15 protein-coding genes are annotated in these 18,054 nt (G+C 68.6%); 7 read left to right on the top strand and 8 right to left on the bottom strand.

The features are described 5' to 3' along the window. A partial coding sequence (locus tag H7F49_RS06000; RefSeq protein ID WP_214647671.1) for a GcrA family cell cycle regulator occupies positions 1-405 on the top strand: 405 nt, incomplete at its 5' end. A gap of 171 nt (positions 406-576) precedes the next feature. On the opposite strand, the gene H7F49_RS05995 is transcribed toward H7F49_RS06000, so the two are convergent. Continuing rightward, positions 577-3,177, bottom strand: coding sequence for a TonB-dependent receptor (locus H7F49_RS05995; protein ID WP_185682661.1), 2,601 nt, complete (start codon positions 3,175-3,177; stop codon positions 577-579). A 235-nt stretch (positions 3,178-3,412) separates the two neighbouring features. On the opposite strand from H7F49_RS05995, the gene H7F49_RS05990 reads away from it, so the two are divergent. The 3 genes from H7F49_RS05990 (at position 3,413) to purQ (ending at position 5,285) form a co-directional block, all read left to right on the top strand. Then, positions 3,413-4,111, top strand: a complete 699-nt coding sequence (locus tag H7F49_RS05990; protein WP_185682660.1) for a response regulator transcription factor — start codon at positions 3,413-3,415, stop codon at positions 4,109-4,111. Positions 4,112-4,371: 260 nt separating this feature from the next. After that, entirely contained in the window at positions 4,372-4,608 is a 237-nt protein-coding gene (gene purS / locus H7F49_RS05985) for a phosphoribosylformylglycinamidine synthase subunit PurS (protein ID WP_185682659.1), read from the top strand. Further along, the gene (purQ, locus tag H7F49_RS05980; RefSeq protein ID WP_185682658.1) at positions 4,608-5,285 is read left to right on the top strand and encodes a phosphoribosylformylglycinamidine synthase subunit PurQ; all 678 of its coding nucleotides are present in this window, start codon (positions 4,608-4,610) and stop codon (positions 5,283-5,285) included. The genes purS and purQ overlap by 1 nt, the downstream gene beginning before the upstream one ends. A gap of 37 nt (positions 5,286-5,322) precedes the next feature. Here the strand turns inward: purQ and H7F49_RS05975 are convergent, their stop codons facing one another. Then, positions 5,323-7,635 (bottom strand): putative bifunctional diguanylate cyclase/phosphodiesterase, encoded by a 2,313-nt coding sequence (locus tag H7F49_RS05975; protein WP_328806551.1) that lies wholly within the window; start codon positions 7,633-7,635, stop codon positions 5,323-5,325. 501 nt (positions 7,636-8,136) lie between these two features. Here H7F49_RS05975 and H7F49_RS05970 point away from each other — a divergent pair. Continuing rightward, positions 8,137-9,555: an HD-GYP domain-containing protein gene (locus tag H7F49_RS05970; RefSeq protein ID WP_185682657.1), complete on the top strand. Its 1,419-nt coding sequence runs from the start codon at positions 8,137-8,139 to the stop codon at positions 9,553-9,555. On the opposite strand, the gene H7F49_RS05965 is transcribed toward H7F49_RS05970, so the two are convergent. From H7F49_RS05965 to H7F49_RS05940, 6 genes are all read right to left on the bottom strand, one after another. Continuing rightward, entirely contained in the window at positions 9,518-10,144 is a 627-nt protein-coding gene (locus H7F49_RS05965) for an ATP-binding cassette domain-containing protein (protein WP_185682656.1), read from the bottom strand. The genes H7F49_RS05970 and H7F49_RS05965 overlap by 38 nt on opposite strands. After that, positions 10,134-10,832 carry a molybdate ABC transporter permease subunit gene (modB, locus tag H7F49_RS05960; RefSeq protein ID WP_185682655.1) on the bottom strand — a complete coding sequence of 233 codons (699 nt, stop codon included), beginning with the start codon at positions 10,830-10,832 and terminating at the stop codon, positions 10,134-10,136. Before modB ends, H7F49_RS05965 begins: the two co-directional genes overlap by 11 nt. Before the next feature lie 9 nt (positions 10,833-10,841). Continuing rightward, positions 10,842-11,615 (bottom strand): molybdate ABC transporter substrate-binding protein, encoded by a 774-nt coding sequence (gene modA / locus H7F49_RS05955; protein ID WP_185682654.1) that lies wholly within the window; start codon positions 11,613-11,615, stop codon positions 10,842-10,844. Between the two features lie 123 nt (positions 11,616-11,738). Then, complete coding sequence (locus tag H7F49_RS05950) at positions 11,739-13,136, bottom strand: mannitol dehydrogenase family protein (RefSeq protein ID WP_328806550.1); 1,398 nt, start codon at positions 13,134-13,136, stop codon at positions 11,739-11,741. After that, positions 13,133-14,554, bottom strand: coding sequence for a glucuronate isomerase (uxaC, locus tag H7F49_RS05945; RefSeq protein WP_185682653.1), 1,422 nt, complete (start codon positions 14,552-14,554; stop codon positions 13,133-13,135). Before uxaC ends, H7F49_RS05950 begins: the two co-directional genes overlap by 4 nt. 98 nt (positions 14,555-14,652) lie before the next feature. After that, positions 14,653-15,423 carry a FadR/GntR family transcriptional regulator gene (locus H7F49_RS05940; RefSeq protein WP_298200460.1) on the bottom strand — a complete coding sequence of 257 codons (771 nt, stop codon included), beginning with the start codon at positions 15,421-15,423 and terminating at the stop codon, positions 14,653-14,655. Between the two features lie 109 nt (positions 15,424-15,532). Between H7F49_RS05940 and manD the strand changes: the two genes are divergently transcribed. Next, a complete protein-coding gene (manD, locus tag H7F49_RS05935; RefSeq protein ID WP_185682651.1) occupies positions 15,533-16,741 on the top strand; it encodes a D-mannonate dehydratase ManD in 1,209 nt (402 codons plus the stop codon). Positions 16,742-16,806: 65 nt separating this feature from the next. After that, positions 16,807-18,054, top strand: coding sequence for an MFS transporter (locus H7F49_RS05930; protein WP_185682650.1), 1,248 nt, complete (start codon positions 16,807-16,809; stop codon positions 18,052-18,054).

The raw sequence follows: 18,054 nt of genomic DNA, 5'->3' as shown, positions 1-18,054 counted from the left end.
GCCCCGGCCCCGCGCGCCGCGCCGGCCCCGGCTGCGGCGGCCCCGTCCGCTACGCCCGCCGCGCCCGCGCCGCGGATCGTCTCGGTCGGCCCCGGCGGCTTCCTCCGCCAGGGTCCGGGCGACCAGCAGGCGCCGATCCCGCCCGCCCCGCCGCGCCGCCTGGTGCCGGCCAAGCCCAGCCCCGAGATCGCCGACAAGACCAGCCTGCTCGATCTGAACGATCGCATCTGCCGCTGGCCGATGGGCCATCCCGGCGAGCCGGACTTCCACTTCTGCGGCGAGAAGGTGAACCCCGGGTTCCCCTATTGCGTCGATCACTGCGGCCGCGCCTATCAGGCGCAGCTCCCGCGCGGCGCCCGCCGCACGCCCCCGCCAATGCCCTTCGGCGGCCCCCGCGTGCGCTGAGCGGTTTCGCGCTCTGACGAATGGAAAGGCCCGCCACTGGCGGGCTTTTCTGTGTCCGCCCTGCGGCTGCCGGGTTTGCCCGGAGCACCGGACGGGGTTCCGCCCGAAACAAGCGGGGCGGACATCTCGCGATGCCCGCCCCCAAGGTTCAGGGTGTAACCGGAACGGCGATCAGAACTTGATCGAAGCCTCGACCCCGAAGGTGCGCGGCGCGTTGAAGTTGCCGTAATCGCCCTGGGTGTTGCCGATGTTGCCGACCAGCGCGGTGCTGGCCTGGACCTGCGGCAGGCTGTTCGAGGGATCGCGGCGGAACACGTACTGCATGTCGAACATGTTGCGCACCCAGGCGGCGATCGTCACCGTGCGGGTGCTGTCGGCGCCCACCGGAATGTCGGCCAGGGCCAGACGGCCGTTGACGATGAACGAGGCATCGTTCTTCGTCGCGAACTGGTCGAAGGCCTGGGTCGCCTGCGAGTAGTTGGCATCGAGGTGCAGGCGCACCTCCATGCCGTTGTCGCCCATCGGGATGGCATAGTCGAGCGAGCCGCTGGCCGCGTTGCGCGGGGTGAACACGATGTAGAAGTTCTGCGGCTGGGTGGTGCGGTTCACCACCGTGCGGACACCGGCAATCGTCTGGATGCCTTCGTAGACCACCGAGACCGGCGGCACCTTGAAGTAGGTGTAGGCATAGGACAGGCCCAGGGTCAGGTTGTCGACCGGCTTGATCGTGAAGTCCGCCTCGACGCCGCGGATCTTGGTCGTGCCGGGGGCGTTGAAGGTCACCAGGTTGTTGAAGTTGCTGCCATTCGGCGCCGGCTGGATCGTGCTCAGGTCCACCTGGCTGTCCTTGCGGTCCATCATGTAGGCGGCCAGGTTGATCCGCGCGCGACGGTTCCAGAAGTCCGCCTTCAGGCCCAGTTCGTAGGACTTGACGTCTTCCGGATTGAACGCGCGATAGTCCGAGGTGCGCGAGCTGGCACCGCCGGCGCGATAGCCGGTGGCATACTTGGCATAGACGTGGGTGTCGGGGTTCACGTCATAGGCCACGGTGACCATCGGGTTGAAGCGGTTCCAGGTCGCGTCGAGCGGCTTGTATCCCACCGCGGCCACGGCAGCGGCATTGGCCGGGTCCTGGTAGTTGATATTGCGCGAGAACAGCAGGGCGCCCTGCTTCTTGTCGCGGGTGTAGCGGCCGCCCGCAGTGATGTGCAGCGCGTCGGTGGCGTTCCACGTGATCTGGGCGAAGGCGGCGTAGCTCTTCGACACGACCGCCGAAGCACGGTCGATCGAGCAGCCGTTGACGGCCTTGCCAACGAACTGCGGCGTGTTGCCGGTGCAGAACGGGATCGTGACATAGGTCGCGCCGGTCACCACGCCATTGACCACGGTCGCCACGGCGCCGTTGGTGTTTGGCGTGGCGGCGTCATCGCTGACGTGCTCGTTGAAGTAGTACAGGCCGGCCACGTAATCGATGTTGCCGATCGAACCGACCGCCTGGATTTCCTGGCTGAACTGGCGCTGGCGCAGGTCGGCCAGCGAATAGCGGCTGAACGGACAGGGCGAGGCCGCGGTGCAGGCGGCGGTCAGGTTGACCACCGGCAGGCGGTGCGCGCCGCCCGAGTTGTCCCACTGGTCAGCGTTCACGCCGCGCCAGGCGGTGATCGAGCGCAGCTCGACCTCGGGCGAGACCTTCCACTTGAAGCTGTTGGTGAAGCCGTGGGTCTTGTCGACGCTGACCCGCTGCGGCACGCCGATATCGGCCACCTTCATGCGGGTGCTGCCATTGACCACCACGCCGGGCAGGACCGGACGCACGGTGCCGGTCAGGCCGCCCGAGAAGTTCGCACCGGGCAGGACGCAGGCGCCCGGGATCACGTCGGCAGAGACCGGCTGGGCCGCGGCCGAAGGGGCGCAGTTGTTGGGGTTGTAGTTCAGGAGCTGGCTGTAGAACGGCGTGGTCTCGCCGCGCGCCACGTCATAGGAGAAATCGTTGGTGATCCCGTCGGCGGGCTTCCAGCGCACCGCGGCGCGGAAACCGCGACGGTTGAACTGGTTGAACCCGGCCTGGCCCGGCATCGGGTTGATCGTGGTCGGGTCCTGGCGCTGGAACACGCCGTCCAGCTTCAGGGCGAAGCCGGCCACGGCAGGCAGGTCGATATGCGCTTCGGCATTGACCGCACCGTAATTGCCCACACCCGAGCTGATCCGTCCGCCGAACTCGCCGCTGGGCGCGCGGGCGACGATCGACAGTGCGCCGCCTTCGGTGTTGCGGCCGAACAGGGTGCCCTGCGGCCCCTTCAGCACCTCGATCCGCTCAACATCGAACAGCGCCGAGTTGATGCCGTGCTGGCGACCCAGGTAAACGCCGTCGATGTAGATGCCGACGCCCTGCTCACGCGCGGGCTGGTTGGCGTCCAGCGGCACGATGCCGCGGATGCCGACGGTCAGCGCCGACTGGCGGGCTTCGAACGGGGCGACGCGCAGCGAGGGCACAGCGCCGTCGGCCAGGTCGAACAGGCTCTGTACGTGGCGCTTCTTGATGTCGTCGGTGCCCATCACCGAGATCGAGATCGGGGTCTTCTGCAGGTTGGTCTCGCGCTTGGTCGCGGTGACGACGATGTCGGTCAGGCCGGTCGAATCGGGGGTGGTCGTCTCGGCGGCGGCTGCGGCTTCGTCGGCGTCCACGGCGGTGTCCGCCGCGAAGGCCGGAGCGGCAGCGGCGGCGCAGGCCAGCGCCAGGGCGGAGACGGTGAACTTGATCGAATTCTGCATGATGCGTTCCCTTTCGGGCCTTTCTTCATCAGGCAGGAGGAAGCCCTCATGGCTCGACTCGGAATGTCGACCCCCCTGCTGCGAACAGGCCACTAGGGAGCCCACGTTTCACTTCACGGACGATATGATGACAACAATATGACATTGAACTGACGCATGTTGTGTCATGGAAGCGTCATGAATTCGTCATCGCGCTGATGCACATCCGGCAGAAGATTTCACTGCTGTGACCGCCATGCCGAAAATCACCGTCCTCATCGCTCCCGCCAATCGATCGCTGCAGGACCAGCTCGCCGAGGCGCGGCCGGACCTGGATATTCATGGCATCGGCATGGAACCTGTCCCGGCCCGTCTGACCGCTCCCCTGTTCGCCTTCGTCGACTGGCTCCTGCCGGACATGTCCGGTCTGGAGTTCTGCCGCCGCCTGCGTGACGCCGAGAGCTCGGCCCAATCCCCCGTCGCGCATGCCCATGTGACCATGGTGCTGGAAAGCGGTGATGCAGGTGCCCGCCGGCGCGCGCTCGCCGCCGGCGCGGACGACTACCTGGTCGGCCCGCTGACCCTCCCGGCCTTGCTGGAGCGGATCGATGGGGCCGAACTGTCGGTCGCGCGGCCGACCGGCTGGGCCCCGCTCCGCCTGGGCGAGCTGTCGGTGGACGTGACCGCCTTCCAGGCCCGCTTCCGCGGCCGCATCCTGCCCTTGCGGCCCAACGAGTTCCGCCTGCTGGTCCACTTCATGGAGAACCCCGACCAGGTGTTTTCGCGGACCGCACTGATCGACCGGCTGGGCAAGGACGGCGACATGATCGACGAACGCACCGTCGATGTCTGGATCGGCCGCCTGCGCCGGGCGCTGCGGGCCCACGGCGTGCCCGATCCGCTGCGCACGGTGCGTTCGCTGGGCTATGTGCTGGACAGCTTGCCACCGGCCTGACTGTCCTACCCGCAGGCCCGGTGGCAGACTGCCGCCATGCGCCTGGTCCTGCCCCCTTCCCGCCGCCGGTTCCTGCCCTCCCGGCCGGGTCCCGCCATTTCGCATCAGGACCGTGTCAACCGTGTCAACCGGCCCGGTGCCGGACCGGTGAATCGGGCGGGCATTTCCGCCCGCAGTCCCTTGCCCCGGCGGGCCACTGCGGGCATAGGCGCGGCGAGTCTGTTCGACCCGATCACCCTTGCCAGCGAAAGGCCCGCCCGATGAAGGTCCGCGTCCACGTCAGCCTGAAGAACGGTGTGCTCGATCCGCAGGGCCGGGCGATCCATCACGCCATCGAGGGGCTGGGCTTCGCCGGGGTCAAGGACGTGCGCGCCGGGCGCCTGTTCGAGCTCGAGGTGGACGACAGCGTGACCGATGCCGCGCTGGAGGACATGGCGGGCAAGCTGCTCGCCAATCTGGTGATCGAGAATTACCGCATCGAACGGGTGGCCGGGTAATGGCCTTCCGCTCGGCCGTCATCACCTTCCCCGGCTCGAATTGCGACCGCGACATGGCGGTGGCGCTCGAACAGATTGCGGGGACCGCGCCGCACCGGGTCTGGCACGGCGATGCCGACCTGCCCGACCGGCTGGACTTCATCGCCCTGCCCGGCGGGTTCTCCTATGGGGATTACCTGCGCTCGGGCGCGATGGCGGCCCGTTCGCCGATCATGCAGGCGGTCATCGCCGCGGCGGGGCGCGGCGTGCCGGTGCTGGGCGTGTGCAACGGCTTCCAGGTCCTAACCGAGGCGGGGCTGCTGCCGGGGGCGCTGATGCGCAATGCCGGCATCCGCTTCGTCTGCCGCGAAGTGGCCCTGACGGTCGCCAATACGCAGAGCCTGTTCACCGCCGGCTATGCCGCAGGCCAGCAGATCCGCATTCCGGTGGCGCACCATGACGGCAACTACTTCGCCGATGCCGCCACGCTCGATCGCCTCGAGGGCGAAGGCCGGGTGGCTTTCCGCTATGCCGAACCGGTCAACGGTTCGGCGCGCGACATCGCCGGGGTCCTGAACGAGGCGGGCAATGTGCTGGGCATGATGCCCCACCCGGAACGGGCGATCGATCCCGTCCATGGCGGGACCGATGGCCGGGCCCTGTTCGAAGCGGCGGTGCGGGCGCTGGCCTCCGCCTGAGAATCCCGGGGACCTGAGAATCCCGGGGGCCTGAAGCTCAGGCTGCCTCGCCGGACCGGCGCCGCTCGACGAAGCGGGGCGAGAACAGCAACCGGGCGTCCTCCGGGGGCATCGGCCGGCCGAAGTAGAAACCCTGGATCTTGGTGCAGCCCAGCGCCTTGACGATGTCCAGCTCGCTTTCGGTCTCGACCCCCTCGGCGGTGGTGGTGACCCCCAGGCTCTCGGCCATGGCCACCACGGCGCGGATGATCGCCAGGCTTTCCGGGTTCTTCTGCGCCGCGCCCTGGACGAAGCTGCGATCGACCTTGATGGTCGAGAAGCGCAGCTTGCGGAGGTAGTCGAGCGAGGAATAGCCGGTGCCGAAATCATCGAGCGCGATCGAGCAGCCCAGCCCCATGATCTGTTCCAGCGTGGCGCGGGCCGTGGTGGCATCGCGCAGGAAGATGCTCTCGGTCACCTCGATCTCCAGCCTCCGGGCCGGGAGCCCGGTCATGGCCAGGGCCGAAACCACGGTCGAGGCGAAGTGCGGGTCCAGCAACTGCTCGCCCGAGACGTTGACCGCCACCTTGGTGTGATCGGGCCAGCGCGTCGCTTCGGCGCAGGCTTCGCGCAGCACCCATTCGCCGATCGGCAGGATCAGGCGGGTGTCCTCGGCCAGCGGCACGAACTTGGCGGGATTGACCAGGCCATGTTCGCTGCTGTTCCAGCGCAGCAGGGCCTCGAAGCTCAGCACGGTCTCGGTGTCGGCCGAGACCACCGGCTGGTAGTGGACCAGCAGCTCGTTGCGTTCCAGCGCCCGGCGCAGCGCGAACTCCAGTTGGCGACGCTCCTCGGCGTGGGCGTGGAGCGCGGGCTCATAATTGAAGTGGGTCCCGCCGCCGGCGTCCTTGGCGCGGTACAGCGCGAGGTCGGCGCTGCGCATCAGCGTCTCGACCGTCGAACCGTCGCGCGGCCCCACCGCGGCGCCCACGCTGGCGCCGACATAGAGCGTGTGGTGATCGACCTCGTAGGGCTGCGACAGCCGCTCGATTACCGTCTTGGCCACGGTGGCAACCTGGTTCAGGTCCGAAGCGTCGCGGATCACGATGGCGAACTCGTCGCCGCCCAGCCGTCCGCACAGCTCGTTATCGGTCATCAGCTCGCGCAGCCGCGCCGAGACCTTGGCGAGCAACTGGTCGCCGACCAGATGGCCCAGGGTATCGTTCACCGCCTTGAACCGGTCGAGATCGATCATCAGGAAGGCGCAGCGGGTGCGCCACTGTTCCGCATAACGCATCGCGTCTGCGAGCGACTCGGTCAGCATCAGCCGGTTCGGCAGCCCGGTCAGGGTGTCATAGCGGGCCAACTGGGCGATCTTGTCCGCGCTTTCCCGCTGTTCGGTGACGTCGGAGCCGACCCCGCGAAACCCTTCGTAGACCCCGCTGTCGCTGATCTTCGGAGTGCCCGACAGCTCCCACCAGCGCTGTTCACCGGCGATGGTGACCCGCACCAGCAGGTTGGAGAAGCTCTCCCGCCGCTTCAGCCGCTCGGCCAGGTCGTGCAGGCTGGCAGGGAAATGACCGGTCTCCCAGGCGGGTCCGGCAATCAACTGGATGAAGGGTTTGCCCTCGATATCCTCGGGATCGAGCCCGAGGGCATAAGCGAACCGCGGGCTGACGGCGCGCACGCGGCGCGAGGTATCGACCTCCCACAGCCAGTCGGCGCCGCTTTCCTCGAACTCGCGTAGCAGCAGCGAGACGACCTCGGCCTTTTCGACCATACCGGCCTCGGCCACGCGCGATGCGAGGAACATCCGCGCCGCCTCGATCGTGCCGACCGAGACCATGATCATGAAGACGCAGGCCACCCCGGCACTCTGCCACAGCCCGTGCAGCCCGAACGAAACGGCGGCGACGCTGCCGACCATCATGCTGAACAGGATCGTGCCCATCGGTACCGCCGGAATGATGACCGCGAGCGCGGTCATCAGCATGGCGAGCACGGTCCACAGCTGCAGTTCGCTCTGGTAGCCGCCGATGGGCGCGAAAAAGAGGATGGGAACCAGCCAGACCGCGGCGATGATCGCCGCGGCGATGGTCTGGGCGTTGACCTCGTCGCGGCCCATCCGCCGGCGATCGGCATCGCCCAGGGTCTTGTCGTAGCGGGCGCCGTAATACAGCGCCCCGGCCAGGGCCACAGCCCAGCCGACCAGCGCCATCAGCATGACATGGCCCAGGAAAATCTGCACCGTCGCGACCGCGGCGATGCCGTGAACGATCATGCGGGCGAGTGTCGCCTGTGCCAGGCTGGCATATTGCATGCCGCGCAGGCGCGGCCAGTCGCCCTCGGGCGGATCAACCAACCCGATCACCGCCAGGACGGGCAAGTCCTTGGGCAGGGATGACAATTCTGGCACGCTGGGTTTCACGGCGCTTGGTTAGCCGATCAAACCTTGAAACCCGGTAAATCACCGGGGGAGAACCGTCTCCTCCCATCAAATAAACTTTGGCCGCGGCGGCGGCTCGGGGTCACAGCATGTCGATCAGCCGCAGCCCACAGCGTGACCGGCAGATCGACAGCGGGATGGATCGGGACGATTCGCCCGGTCCCGGCGAGGCGACTGCGCCGGGTTCCAAGGCTCCTGCCCTCAGGCCCGGCCGGGCCATCCCGGGGCACCAGCGGCAAGCCCCGGCAAAACCTTGCCGGGGGCGGCAGAATGCAAAGAACCCATAGCGGGATGAAACTGATCTTACGCGAAAAAATCGCCGATTTCGGGCCAATCCACGGCCTTTCCAGCATGCCCCCGTAATCCAAATGTTAGCGACTTCCGGCAAAATTGTGCCGGCTTACCCGGCGCCAGGAGATCCCACCGATGCAACATTCTTTCGCACAGCAGTTTGCCGAAGCGCGCAGCGCGTCGTCGGCAACCCTGTCCGAAATTCTCGGCGCCTTCAGCTACGCGCTCGACCTGACCGAAGGCCAGGAAGAAGGCCACAGCCTGCGCTGCTGCTGGATCGCGATGCGGATGGCCGATCAGCTTGGCCTGACCGCAGCGGAGCGGCGGGACATCTATTATGCCGTCATGCTCAAGGACCTGGGGTGCAGCAGCAACTCGGCGCGGGTGGCCGAGCTCTATCTGACCGACGATCGGCGGTTCAAGCGGGACTTCAAGCTGATCGGAACCGGCCTCAACGATGTGCTGGGCTTCGTCATGCGCACCACCGGCGCCGGCGAAAGCTTCGGAACCCGGTCACGCGCGATCGCCAACATCCTGCGCAACGGCACCGAGATCGCCCGCAGCCTGATCGAAACCCGCTGCACCCGCGGGGCCGACATCGCCCGCCGGCTGCGCTTTTCCGAAAGCGTGGCCCAGGCGATCCACAGCCTCGACGAACACTGGGACGGGGGCGGCAAGCCGCAAGGGCTGGCTGGCGATGCGATCCCACTGGGCTCGCGTCTGGCGCTGCTGGCCCAGATCGTCGACGTCCACTTCATCTGCAGCGGCGCCGAGGCCGCCATCGCCGAGGTGACCAAGCGCAGCGGCTCCTGGCTCGACCCCCGCCTGGCGCGCACCTTCGTGGTGCTGGCCCGGGACCCCGGCCTGTGGGACGAGCTGTCCGCTTCCGATCTGCCCGCCCGGGTCGCCGCGATCGAGCCCGAGGGCCCGGTCGTGACGGTCGACGAGGATTACCTCGACGACATCGCCGAGGCCTTTGGTGCGGTGATCGACGCGAAGAGTCCCTACACCGCCGGGCACAGCGAGCGGGTCGGGCATTATGCCGAACGCGTGGCGGAACGACTGGGGATGAGCGCGGCCGAACGCCGCGTGCTGCGCCGGGCCGCCATCCTGCACGATGTCGGCAAGCTGGGGGTCAGCAGCCGGATTCTCGAGAAGGCCGGACCGCTGGATCCGGATGAGTGGCAGACCATGCGCAGCCACGCCTGGTACACCACGCAGATCCTGGGACGCATCCCGGCGCTGCGGGACATGGCGCTGATTGCCGGATCGCATCACGAACGGCTGGATGGCACCGGCTATCCGATGAAGCTGGAGGCCCCGGTGATCTCGCTGGAAACGCGGATCATCACCGTCTGCGACATCTACGATGCCCTGACGGCCGACCGCCCCTATCGCAAGGCCATGTCGCGCGAGCGCGCGCTGGAGATCATGACCGGGGACGTCGGCAAGGCCATCGACGCCGACTGCCTAGCCGCCCTGCGCGCCGTGGTCGAAAGCGAGACGGCAGCCGGGCCTATGCCAGTTCTATCACCCGCGCTTGCAGGCGGCTGATCTCGGCCGGATCGTGCGTGACGTAAAGCACCGGCAGGCGCAATTCGTCACGAATCCGCTCGATCACGGCCAGGATGCCGTCGCGTCGGCCCAGGTCGAGCGAGGATAGCGGCTCATCCAGGGCCAGGAAGCGCGGGGCGGACAGCAGCGCCCGGCCAATCGCGACCCGCTGCGCCTCGCCTCCCGAAAGCGTGGCGGGCAGGCGATCGAGCAGGTGACCGACGCCCAGAAACCCGATCGCCTCGTCCGGGGTCATCCACCGCGCCGACGGGGGCAAGCGGCGCCAGGCGAACAGCAGGTTGTCGCGCACCCGCCGGTGGGGAAACAGGCGCAGGTCCTGGAAGACATAGCCGCAGCGACGGTGCTCGGGCGGGCAGTCGACCCCGGCGGCACTGTCGAACAGGACGGTCCCGTCCATCGCGATCCGTCCGGCGTCGGGCCGGACCAGTCCCGCAACCATGTCCAGCACGCTGGTCTTGCCGACCCCGGAAGGGCCGAACAGCGCGGTGATCTGGGCCGGCTCGACCGTGAACCGGGCCGCGATCGCACGGCCGCGCCGGATCAACCGCACGTCAACTTCAAGCGCCATCGCCACCCCCGGCATGCCGGTGCCCGCGCCGGGCAAGCGATTCGGACAGGATCAGGGCCAACAGCGAAAGCGCGATCGAAATTCCCGCAAGCCGGGCCACCATGGCATCGCCGCCCGGCAGCTGGAGCGCCGCGTAGATCGCCAGGGGCAAGGTGCGGGTCTCGCCCGGGATGTTGGAAACGAAGGTGATCGTCGCCCCGAACTCGCCCAGCGAGCGGGCGAAGCCGAGGACCGCTCCGGCCAGCACGCCGGGCAACGAGAGCGGCAGCGAGACCGAGCGGAACGTCTGCCAAGGCCCCGCCCCCAGGGTGCGCGCCGCAGCCTCCAGCCGGCGGTCGACCCCCTCGATCGACAGACGCATGGCCCGGACCATCAGCGGCAGGGCCATGATCGCGCTGGCCAGGGCCGCTCCGGTCCAGCGGAACATGACGGTGATCCCGAAGGCGGCCTCCAGCCAGCGACCGACCGGGCCGTTGGCACCGAACAGGATCAGCAAGAGCCAGCCGGTCACCACCGGGGGCACCACCAGCGGCAGGTGCACCAGCGCATCGAGCAGCACCTTCCCCGGGAAGCGCCCGCGCGCCAGTTGCCAGGCCAGGCCATAAGCGATCGGCAGGGTCAGCAGGATCGCCACCAGGCTGACCTTCAACGAAAGGGCGACAATGCCCCATTCCTCGGATGACAGCATGGCCGGGCGTCAGCGCAGACCGAAGCCGAAGCGACGGAAGGTCGCCCGGGCCTGGGGGCTGAGCAGAAACCGGCGGAAGGCCTCACCTTCCGGGTTGTCGCTGCGCGCCAGCCGGGCCACCGGATAGCGGATCGGCGCATGGCTGGTCGCCGGGAACAGGCCGACCACCCGCACCGCCGGACTGGCCAGGGCGTCGGTGGCGAACACGATGCCCAGCGGCGCTTCACCGCGCGCCACCAGCGCCAGGGCCGCGCGGACGTTCTCGCCCCGGGCGACCTGCCGTTCGACGCGGGACCAGACGCCCAGTGCAGTCAGCGCCTCACGGCCGTACTTGCCCGCCGGGACGCTGTCGGGATCGGCCATGGCGAGCCGTCCCGGTCCCAGCGCGCGGGCGAGCGGAAAGCCCGGCGCGACCGCCAGGCGGATGCGGCTGGCGGCCGGCGCGATCAGCACCAGGCGGTTGGTCAGCAGGGATACCCGCGTGCCCGGCCGCAAGCGGTTGTGCTGCGCCAGGTAGTCCATCCATTCCTCGTCGGCGGAAACGAACAGGTCGGCCGGCGCTCCGGCATCGATCTGCCGCGCCAGGGCGGAAGACGCCGCGAACGAGAGGATCGGCCGGGGATGACCCAGCCGCGCCCAGGCATCGGCCACCGCGGTCAGCGATTCCTGCAGGCTGGCTGCCGCCAGCACGATCGGCGCGCGGGGGTCGGCAGCGGCCCTCGCGGCATTCGCCAGCCCGAACGCCACCGCCAGCGCCATGGCCAGGGCACTCCGCCACCGCATTCCTCGACCTGCCCCGCGCATTGCCTGTCCCGCCTGGTCATCCCGGCAAGGGCCGGGTCGGGCGGCTATACCCGGCGAGGCGCGGCGCAGCAATCAGCGCGGCCCGACGCCGCCAGTCCGGTGTCAGTCTTCGTCGCCCAGGGCGACGCCGATCATCGCCGAGTCATCGGCCGAAGGAACCCAGTCGCTTGCCAGCAGACCGTCGGGCCCGAACACCGCCGCCACGATGCCAGCCGTGCCATGGGCAGCCCAGGCCGCGGCGAGCTCCGCCGCGCGGGGATCGTCGACGCTGCCCCAGCGCGCCGCGTTGTCGCCCCGGACATGGCGCAGCCAGGCGGCCACGGCGGTGAGGATCGCCGGGCAGGCGCGGCCGCGCTGCCGGTTGGCGGCCAGGGTTGCCAGCCAGCGCTGCGGGATCTTCTGGCTGCCGTCCATCGCGATCTGGATCAGCTTGTGGTTCAGGGCCGGATTGGCGAAGCGCTCGAGCAGGGCATCGGCGTAGCGGTCCAGATCCTGCCCCGGTGCTGCGGCGATAGTCGGCGCCGCCTCCTCGCGCATCAGCCCCTCGACCAGCGGACGCAGCAACGGATCGCCGACCGCCTCGTGGACAAAGCTGTGCCCGGCCAGCAACCCGCAATAGGCCAGCGCGGAGTGGGCGCCGTTGAGCATGCGCAGCTTGGCGGTTTCGTATGGTGCGACCTCGGCGACGATCTCGGCGCCGACCTGCTCCCAGGCGGGGCGCGGCCCGGCGAAGGCATCCTCGATCACCCATTGGCTGAACGGCTCGGTCACCACCAGGCCATGATCCTCCAGCCCCAGCGCCGCCGCCGCCGCGGCCCGCTCCTCGGCCGTGGTCGCCGGGACGATCCGGTCGACCATGCTGCACGGAAAGGTGCAATGCCGCTCGACCCAGCCAATCAGCATGGCCCGGCGCTCGCCCAGGTACTCCAGCAGGAGCCGACGCAACTGGTGGCCGTTGTCGGCCAGGTTGTCGCAGGACAGAAGGGTCAGCCCCCCCGCTCCCGTCGCCTGCCGCCGCGCCAGGGCCTCGGCCACCAGCGGATAGAAGCCGGCATCGGCCAGGGTCAGGTCCAGGCTCCCGTCGGCCTTGCGGCAATAGCCCTTTTCCGTGACGGTGAAGGTCACGACATGGGTATCGGCATGGGCCAGGGCGGTCACCACCGCCTCGCGCTCGGCGGTCGCCAGCAGGACCTTGCGCACGGCTCCGATCACCTGCCGCTCCGTCCCCGCCCCGGAGCGCACGGCCAGGGTGTAGAGCCCGTCCTGCGGATTGAGCTGGGCGCCCACCTCGGGCGAGCGGAGCGAGACGCCCAGCGTCAGCCAGTTCCCCCCCGCCGCGGCCATCGCCCGGTCCGTGTACCAGGCCTGGTGCGCGCGGGTGAAGGCGCCCAGGCCGAAGTGGACGATGCCGACCCGGGCTGCGGTCCGGTCATAGCCCGGCAGGGCAATGCCTGCCGGAAGATGCTGCTGCGACAGCCTGGTGACAGTTTGCCGGGTCACAGCTTGTAGGCCTGCTTGACGAGGTTGTAGGTCAGGTCCTGCGCCAGCTCGGCGGCCTCCCAGTCGGCCAGGCGGTGCTCGGCGACCAGCCCGGCAAGGAACCCGCAATCGATCCGCCGCGCCAGATCGTGGCGCGCCGGGATGGAGAGGAAAGCCCGGGTATCGTCGTTGAAGCCCACCGTGTTGTAGAACCCGGCGGTCTCGGTGGTCGCCAGGCGGAAGCGGCGCATGCCCTCGGGGCTGTCGTGGAACCACCAGGCCGGACCGAGCCGAAGGCAGGGATAATGCCCGGCGAGCGGGGCCAGTTCCCGCGCATAGACGCTTTCGTCCAGGGTGAAGAGGATCAGGGTCAGCCCCGCCTCGTTGCCATAGCGGTCGAGCAGCGGCTTGAGCGCGCGCACATAGTCGGTGCGGGTCGGGATATCGGCGCCCTTGTCGCGACCATAGCGCGCGAAGACCGCGGCGTTGTGGTTGCGGAACGATCCGGGGTGGAGTTGCATGACCAGTCCGTCATCCAGGCTCATTCCGGCCATCTCGGTCAGCATCTGCGCGCGGAACAGCTCGGCCTCATCCGGGGTGAAGGTCCCCGAGACCACGCGGGCGAACAGGGCCTCGGCCTCGGCGGGGGGCAAATCGGCGGTCAGCGCGGTGGGATGGCCGTGATCGGTGCTGGTCGCCCCGTGCCGGGCGAAGAAGGCCCGGCGCTGGCGGTGCGCAGCGAGATAGCCGGACCAGGTGCGGCAGTCCTCGCCGGTCAGCTCGGAGAACCGGTCGAGGTTGGCCTGGAAGCCTTCGAACTCGGGATCGATCACCGGGTCGGGGCGATAGGCGGTGACCACCCGGCCCTGCCAACCCCCGGGCCGCGCGTTCTCGGCCATGACCGCGGCATGATGCTCCAGCGTGTCGAGCGGGCTCTCGGTCGTCGCGATCACCTCGATGTTGTAGCGGTCGAACAGGGCCCGCGGGCGGAAGGCGTCGCTGGCCAGGGCCGCGGTGATCGTATCGAAGTAGTGGTCCGCGGTGTCCGGGCCGAGCATCTCGGTGAAGCCGAAGGCCTCGGCGAAGACCCAGTCGAGCCACATCCGCGAGGGCGTGCCGCGGAACAGGTGCCAGTGATCGGCGAACACCCGCCAGGCCGCGCGCGGATCGTAGCTGGCCTTGGCCGGGCCGATGCCGAGCGTTTCGAGCGAGACGCCCTGCGAATAGAGCATCCGGAACACGTAGTGGTCCGGGCGCAGCAGCAGTTCGGCGGCATCACCGAACGGGGCATTGCCCGCGAACCAGGCCGGATCGGTATGCCCGTGGGGCGAGACGATCGGCAGGTCCTTGACGGCGCCGTACAGCTCGCGGGTGAGCTGGCGAACCGCCGGATCGGCGGGAAACAGGCGATCGGGATGAAGGTCGAGCGGGCGGGCCATCGGTCTGTCGGGTCCTGTCAGAGAGTCACATGAAAACGGCCATTAGCCGCGATTGATACCGGTGTCATGAGCGATCGGGCGGCCGCGGCCGCCCGGGTTCAGCCGGTCACCCGGGCGAACCGTTCGCGCTTGGCGCGCGCGGCGCGGCGGGCCTCCTCGATCGCCTTCTCCTCGGTGGCGAAAAGCAGGCTGTCGAGCACGGCCGCGAGATGCGCACGCATGGCCGAGCGCGCGGTGACCGGGTCATGGGCGCGCAGGGCGTCCAGGATCGCGGTGTGCTCATCGACCACGGGCTTGATGTTGGCGGTCCGCGCCTTCTCGTGCAGCAGGGCGCTTTCCGGCGAGAGCGCGCGCAGATCCCACAGCCGCTCGATCGCCTCGGCCACGGCGGCATTGCGCGAGGCCCGGGCGATGGCAAGGTGGAACGCCCGGTCGGCCTTCTCGGTGCCATGGGGATTGCGGTTCTCGCGCTCGATTTCCTCGACCAGGGCTTCCAGTTCGGCCAGCCCCTCGGGGGTGATCTGGGTGGCGGCCAGCGCGGCGGCCTCGGCTTCGAACAGCAGCCGCGCCTCGGTCAGTTCGATCGCCGAGATGTTGAAGCCGGGGATGTCATTGGTGCCGGGCAGGCGCCGGACATAGGCGCCGGAGCCGACCCGCACCTCGACCAGGCCCTGCACCTCGAGCGCGATCACCGCCTCGCGCACGGTCGGGCGGGAGACGTTGTACTGGACCGACAGCTCGCGCTCGGCCGGCAGGCGGTCCCCGACGGCATAGCGGCCGCTCGCCAGCTCGGCGATCAGCTTGCGGGCGAGGTCCTGGTAGAGACGGTCGGGGGCGGCGCGATCGCGCTCAGTTGCAATGTCATTCACGCAGGCGGCACTCCAAAATGGCCTTACCACTTCATCGAACTTGACAGGCCAGATGCGACTGGTCAAGAATCTTCCCATCCCATAGCAGACCAATTCGGATCAACAGACGATGAAAATCACCTCAGCCCGCGTGATCGTGACGTGTCCCGGTCGCAATTTCGTGACCCTGAAGGTGGAGACGGACCAAGGGGTCTACGGGATCGGGGATGCGACGCTGAACGGCCGCGAGAAGGCGGTGGTGTCTTATCTTGAGGATCACGTGGTGCCGTGCCTGGTGGGGATGGACCCGGGTCGGATCGAGGACATCTGGCAGTACCTGTACCGTGGGGCCTACTGGCGGCGCGGACCGGTGACGATGCGGGCGATCGCGGCGGTCGACATGGCGCTGTGGGACATCAAGGGCAAGATGGCCGGGATGCCGGTCTACCAGTTGCTGGGCGGGCGCAGCCGCGACGGGGTGATGGTCTATGGCCATGCCAACGGCAGCGACATCGCCGAGACGGTCGAGGCGGTGGGGCACTACATCGACCTGGGCTACAAGGCGATCCGGGCCCAGACCGGGGTGCCGGGGATCAAGGACGCCTATGGGGTCGGCCGCGGCAAGCTCTACTACGAGCCGGCCGATGCGGCCCTGCCCTCGGTCACCGGGTGGGACACGCGCAAGGCGCTGAACTATGTCCCCAAGCTGTTCGAGGAGCTGCGCAAGACCTACGGCTTCGACCATCACCTGCTGCACGACGGGCACCACCGCTACACCCCGCAGGAGGCCGCCAACCTGGGCAAGCAACTGGAACCCTTCCAGTTGTTCTGGCTGGAGGACTGCACCCCGGCCGAAAACCAGGAGGCGTTCAAGCTGGTCCGCCAGCACACCACCACGCCGCTCGCCGTGGGTGAGATCTTCAACACCATCTGGGACTGCAAGGACCTGATCCAGAACCAGTTGATCGACTATATCCGCGCCACCGTGGTCGGCGCCGGCGGCCTCACCCACCTGCGCCGCATCGCCGATCTCGCCAGCCTCTACCAGATCCGCACCGGCTGCCACGGCGCCACCGACCTCTCCCCCGTCACCATGGGCTGCGCGCTCCACTTCGACACCTGGGTCCCCAACTTCGGCATCCAGGAATACATGCGTCACACCCCCGAAACCGACGAAGTCTTCCCGCACGACTACCACTTCGACCAGGGCGAGCTGTTCGTCGGCGACACCCCCGGCCACGGCGTCGACATCGACGAGGCCCTCGCCGCCAAATACCCCTACAAACCCGCATACCTCCCCGTCGCTCGCCTCGAGGACGGCACCATGTGGAACTGGTGAGCACGGCCACGACACCCGATTGAACCCCGATGCGCCGACCGGCGCGTCTGCATAGGACAAGCCCGATGAACTGGCGTTCCGCGCGCGTGCGCATCCTTCTGCTCGTGATGATCGGGACCATCCTGAACTATGTCGCGCGCAACTCGCTGGGCGCCCTCGCCCCGCAGCTCAAGACCGACCTGGCCATCACCACCGAGCAGTATTCGTACATCGTCGGGGCGTTCCAGCTCGCCTACACGATCATGCAGCCGATTGGCGGCATGCTGATCGACCGGATCGGCCTGACCGCCGGCTTCGCCCTGTTCGCGCTCGCGTGGAGCCTGGCCAACATGGCGCACGGCTTTGCCCGCGGCTGGCTGTCGCTCGCGGCATTCCGGGGCCTGCTGGGCATGGCCGAATCCGTGGTGATCCCGGCCGGGATGAAGACGATCGGCGAATGGTTCCCCGACCGCGAGCGCTCGGTCGCGACCGGGTGGTTCAACGCGGGCACGGCCTTTGGCGCGGTGATCGCACCGATCATCGCCGCGCTGGTCGCCAAGACCTGGGGCTGGCAGGCGGCCTTCGTCGTCACTGGCGGGATGGGTCTGATTTTCGCGGCGGTCTGGTACCGCACTTACCGTTCGCCCGAGGTGGCCAGCTATGTTTCGGCCGAGGAACTGGCCGAGATCCGCGCCGGACAGCGCCCCGTCTCGGTCGAGGCCACCTCGATTGGCGCCATCGTCACCACCTCGCGCTTCTGGGCGATTGCCGTGCCGCGCTTCCTGGCCGAACCGGCCTGGCAGACCTTCAGCTTCTGGGTCCCGCTCTATTTCGCCAAGGAACGCGGCTGGGACCTGACCGAGATCGCCCTGTTCGCCTGGGTTCCGTTCCTGGCGGCCGACGCCGGCGGCATCCTGGGCGGCTACATGTCGCCCTGGCTGCAACGCTGGCGCGGGTTCAGCCTGGAGGGATCGCGCATCGCGGGGATCTGGATCGGCGCGATCCTGATGATCGCCCCGGGCTGCGTCGGGCTGGTTGCCAGCCCCTACGCCGCGATCGCGCTGCTCGGCATCGGCGGCTTTGCCCACCAGGCGATCTCGGTGCTGATCAACACGCTGTCGGCCGATGTCTTCCCCAAGAACCACATCGCCAAGGCCAACGGGCTGGTGGGCATGTGCGGGTGGACCGGCGGGCTGCTGTTCTCGCTGCTGATCGGTCAGTTCGCCGACACCATCGGCTTCGCCCCGCTGTTCGCCTGCCTGGGCGTGTTCGACCTGCTGGGTGCGATCTGGCTGCTGGCGCTGCGCCGTCACCTGACCGTCGCTTCGGCCTGA

This window comes from Novosphingobium aerophilum (assembly GCF_014230305.1).
Taxonomy (GTDB): Bacteria; Pseudomonadota; Alphaproteobacteria; order Sphingomonadales; family Sphingomonadaceae; genus Novosphingobium; species Novosphingobium aerophilum.
This window is presented reverse-complemented; position numbering and strand designations above follow the sequence as displayed.

Bases quoted from the DNA above. Each gene is read 5' to 3' on its own strand.
- H7F49_RS05995 (WP_185682661.1), bottom strand. From the start codon at position 3,177: ATGCAGAATTCGATCAAGTTCACCGTCTCCGCCCTGGCGCTGGCCTGC.
- H7F49_RS05990 (WP_185682660.1), top strand. From the start codon at position 3,413: ATGCCGAAAATCACCGTCCTCATCGCTCCCGCCAATCGATCGCTGCAG.
- purS (WP_185682659.1), top strand. From the start codon at position 4,372: ATGAAGGTCCGCGTCCACGTCAGCCTGAAGAACGGTGTGCTCGATCCG.
- purQ (WP_185682658.1), top strand. From the start codon at position 4,608: ATGGCCTTCCGCTCGGCCGTCATCACCTTCCCCGGCTCGAATTGCGAC.
- H7F49_RS05970 (WP_185682657.1), top strand. From the start codon at position 8,137: ATGCAACATTCTTTCGCACAGCAGTTTGCCGAAGCGCGCAGCGCGTCG.
- H7F49_RS05965 (WP_185682656.1), bottom strand. From the start codon at position 10,144: ATGGCGCTTGAAGTTGACGTGCGGTTGATCCGGCGCGGCCGTGCGATC.
- modB (WP_185682655.1), bottom strand. From the start codon at position 10,832: ATGCTGTCATCCGAGGAATGGGGCATTGTCGCCCTTTCGTTGAAGGTC.
- modA (WP_185682654.1), bottom strand. From the start codon at position 11,615: ATGCGGTGGCGGAGTGCCCTGGCCATGGCGCTGGCGGTGGCGTTCGGG.
- uxaC (WP_185682653.1), bottom strand. From the start codon at position 14,554: ATGGCCCGCCCGCTCGACCTTCATCCCGATCGCCTGTTTCCCGCCGAT.
- manD (WP_185682651.1), top strand. From the start codon at position 15,533: ATGAAAATCACCTCAGCCCGCGTGATCGTGACGTGTCCCGGTCGCAAT.
- H7F49_RS05930 (WP_185682650.1), top strand. From the start codon at position 16,807: ATGAACTGGCGTTCCGCGCGCGTGCGCATCCTTCTGCTCGTGATGATC.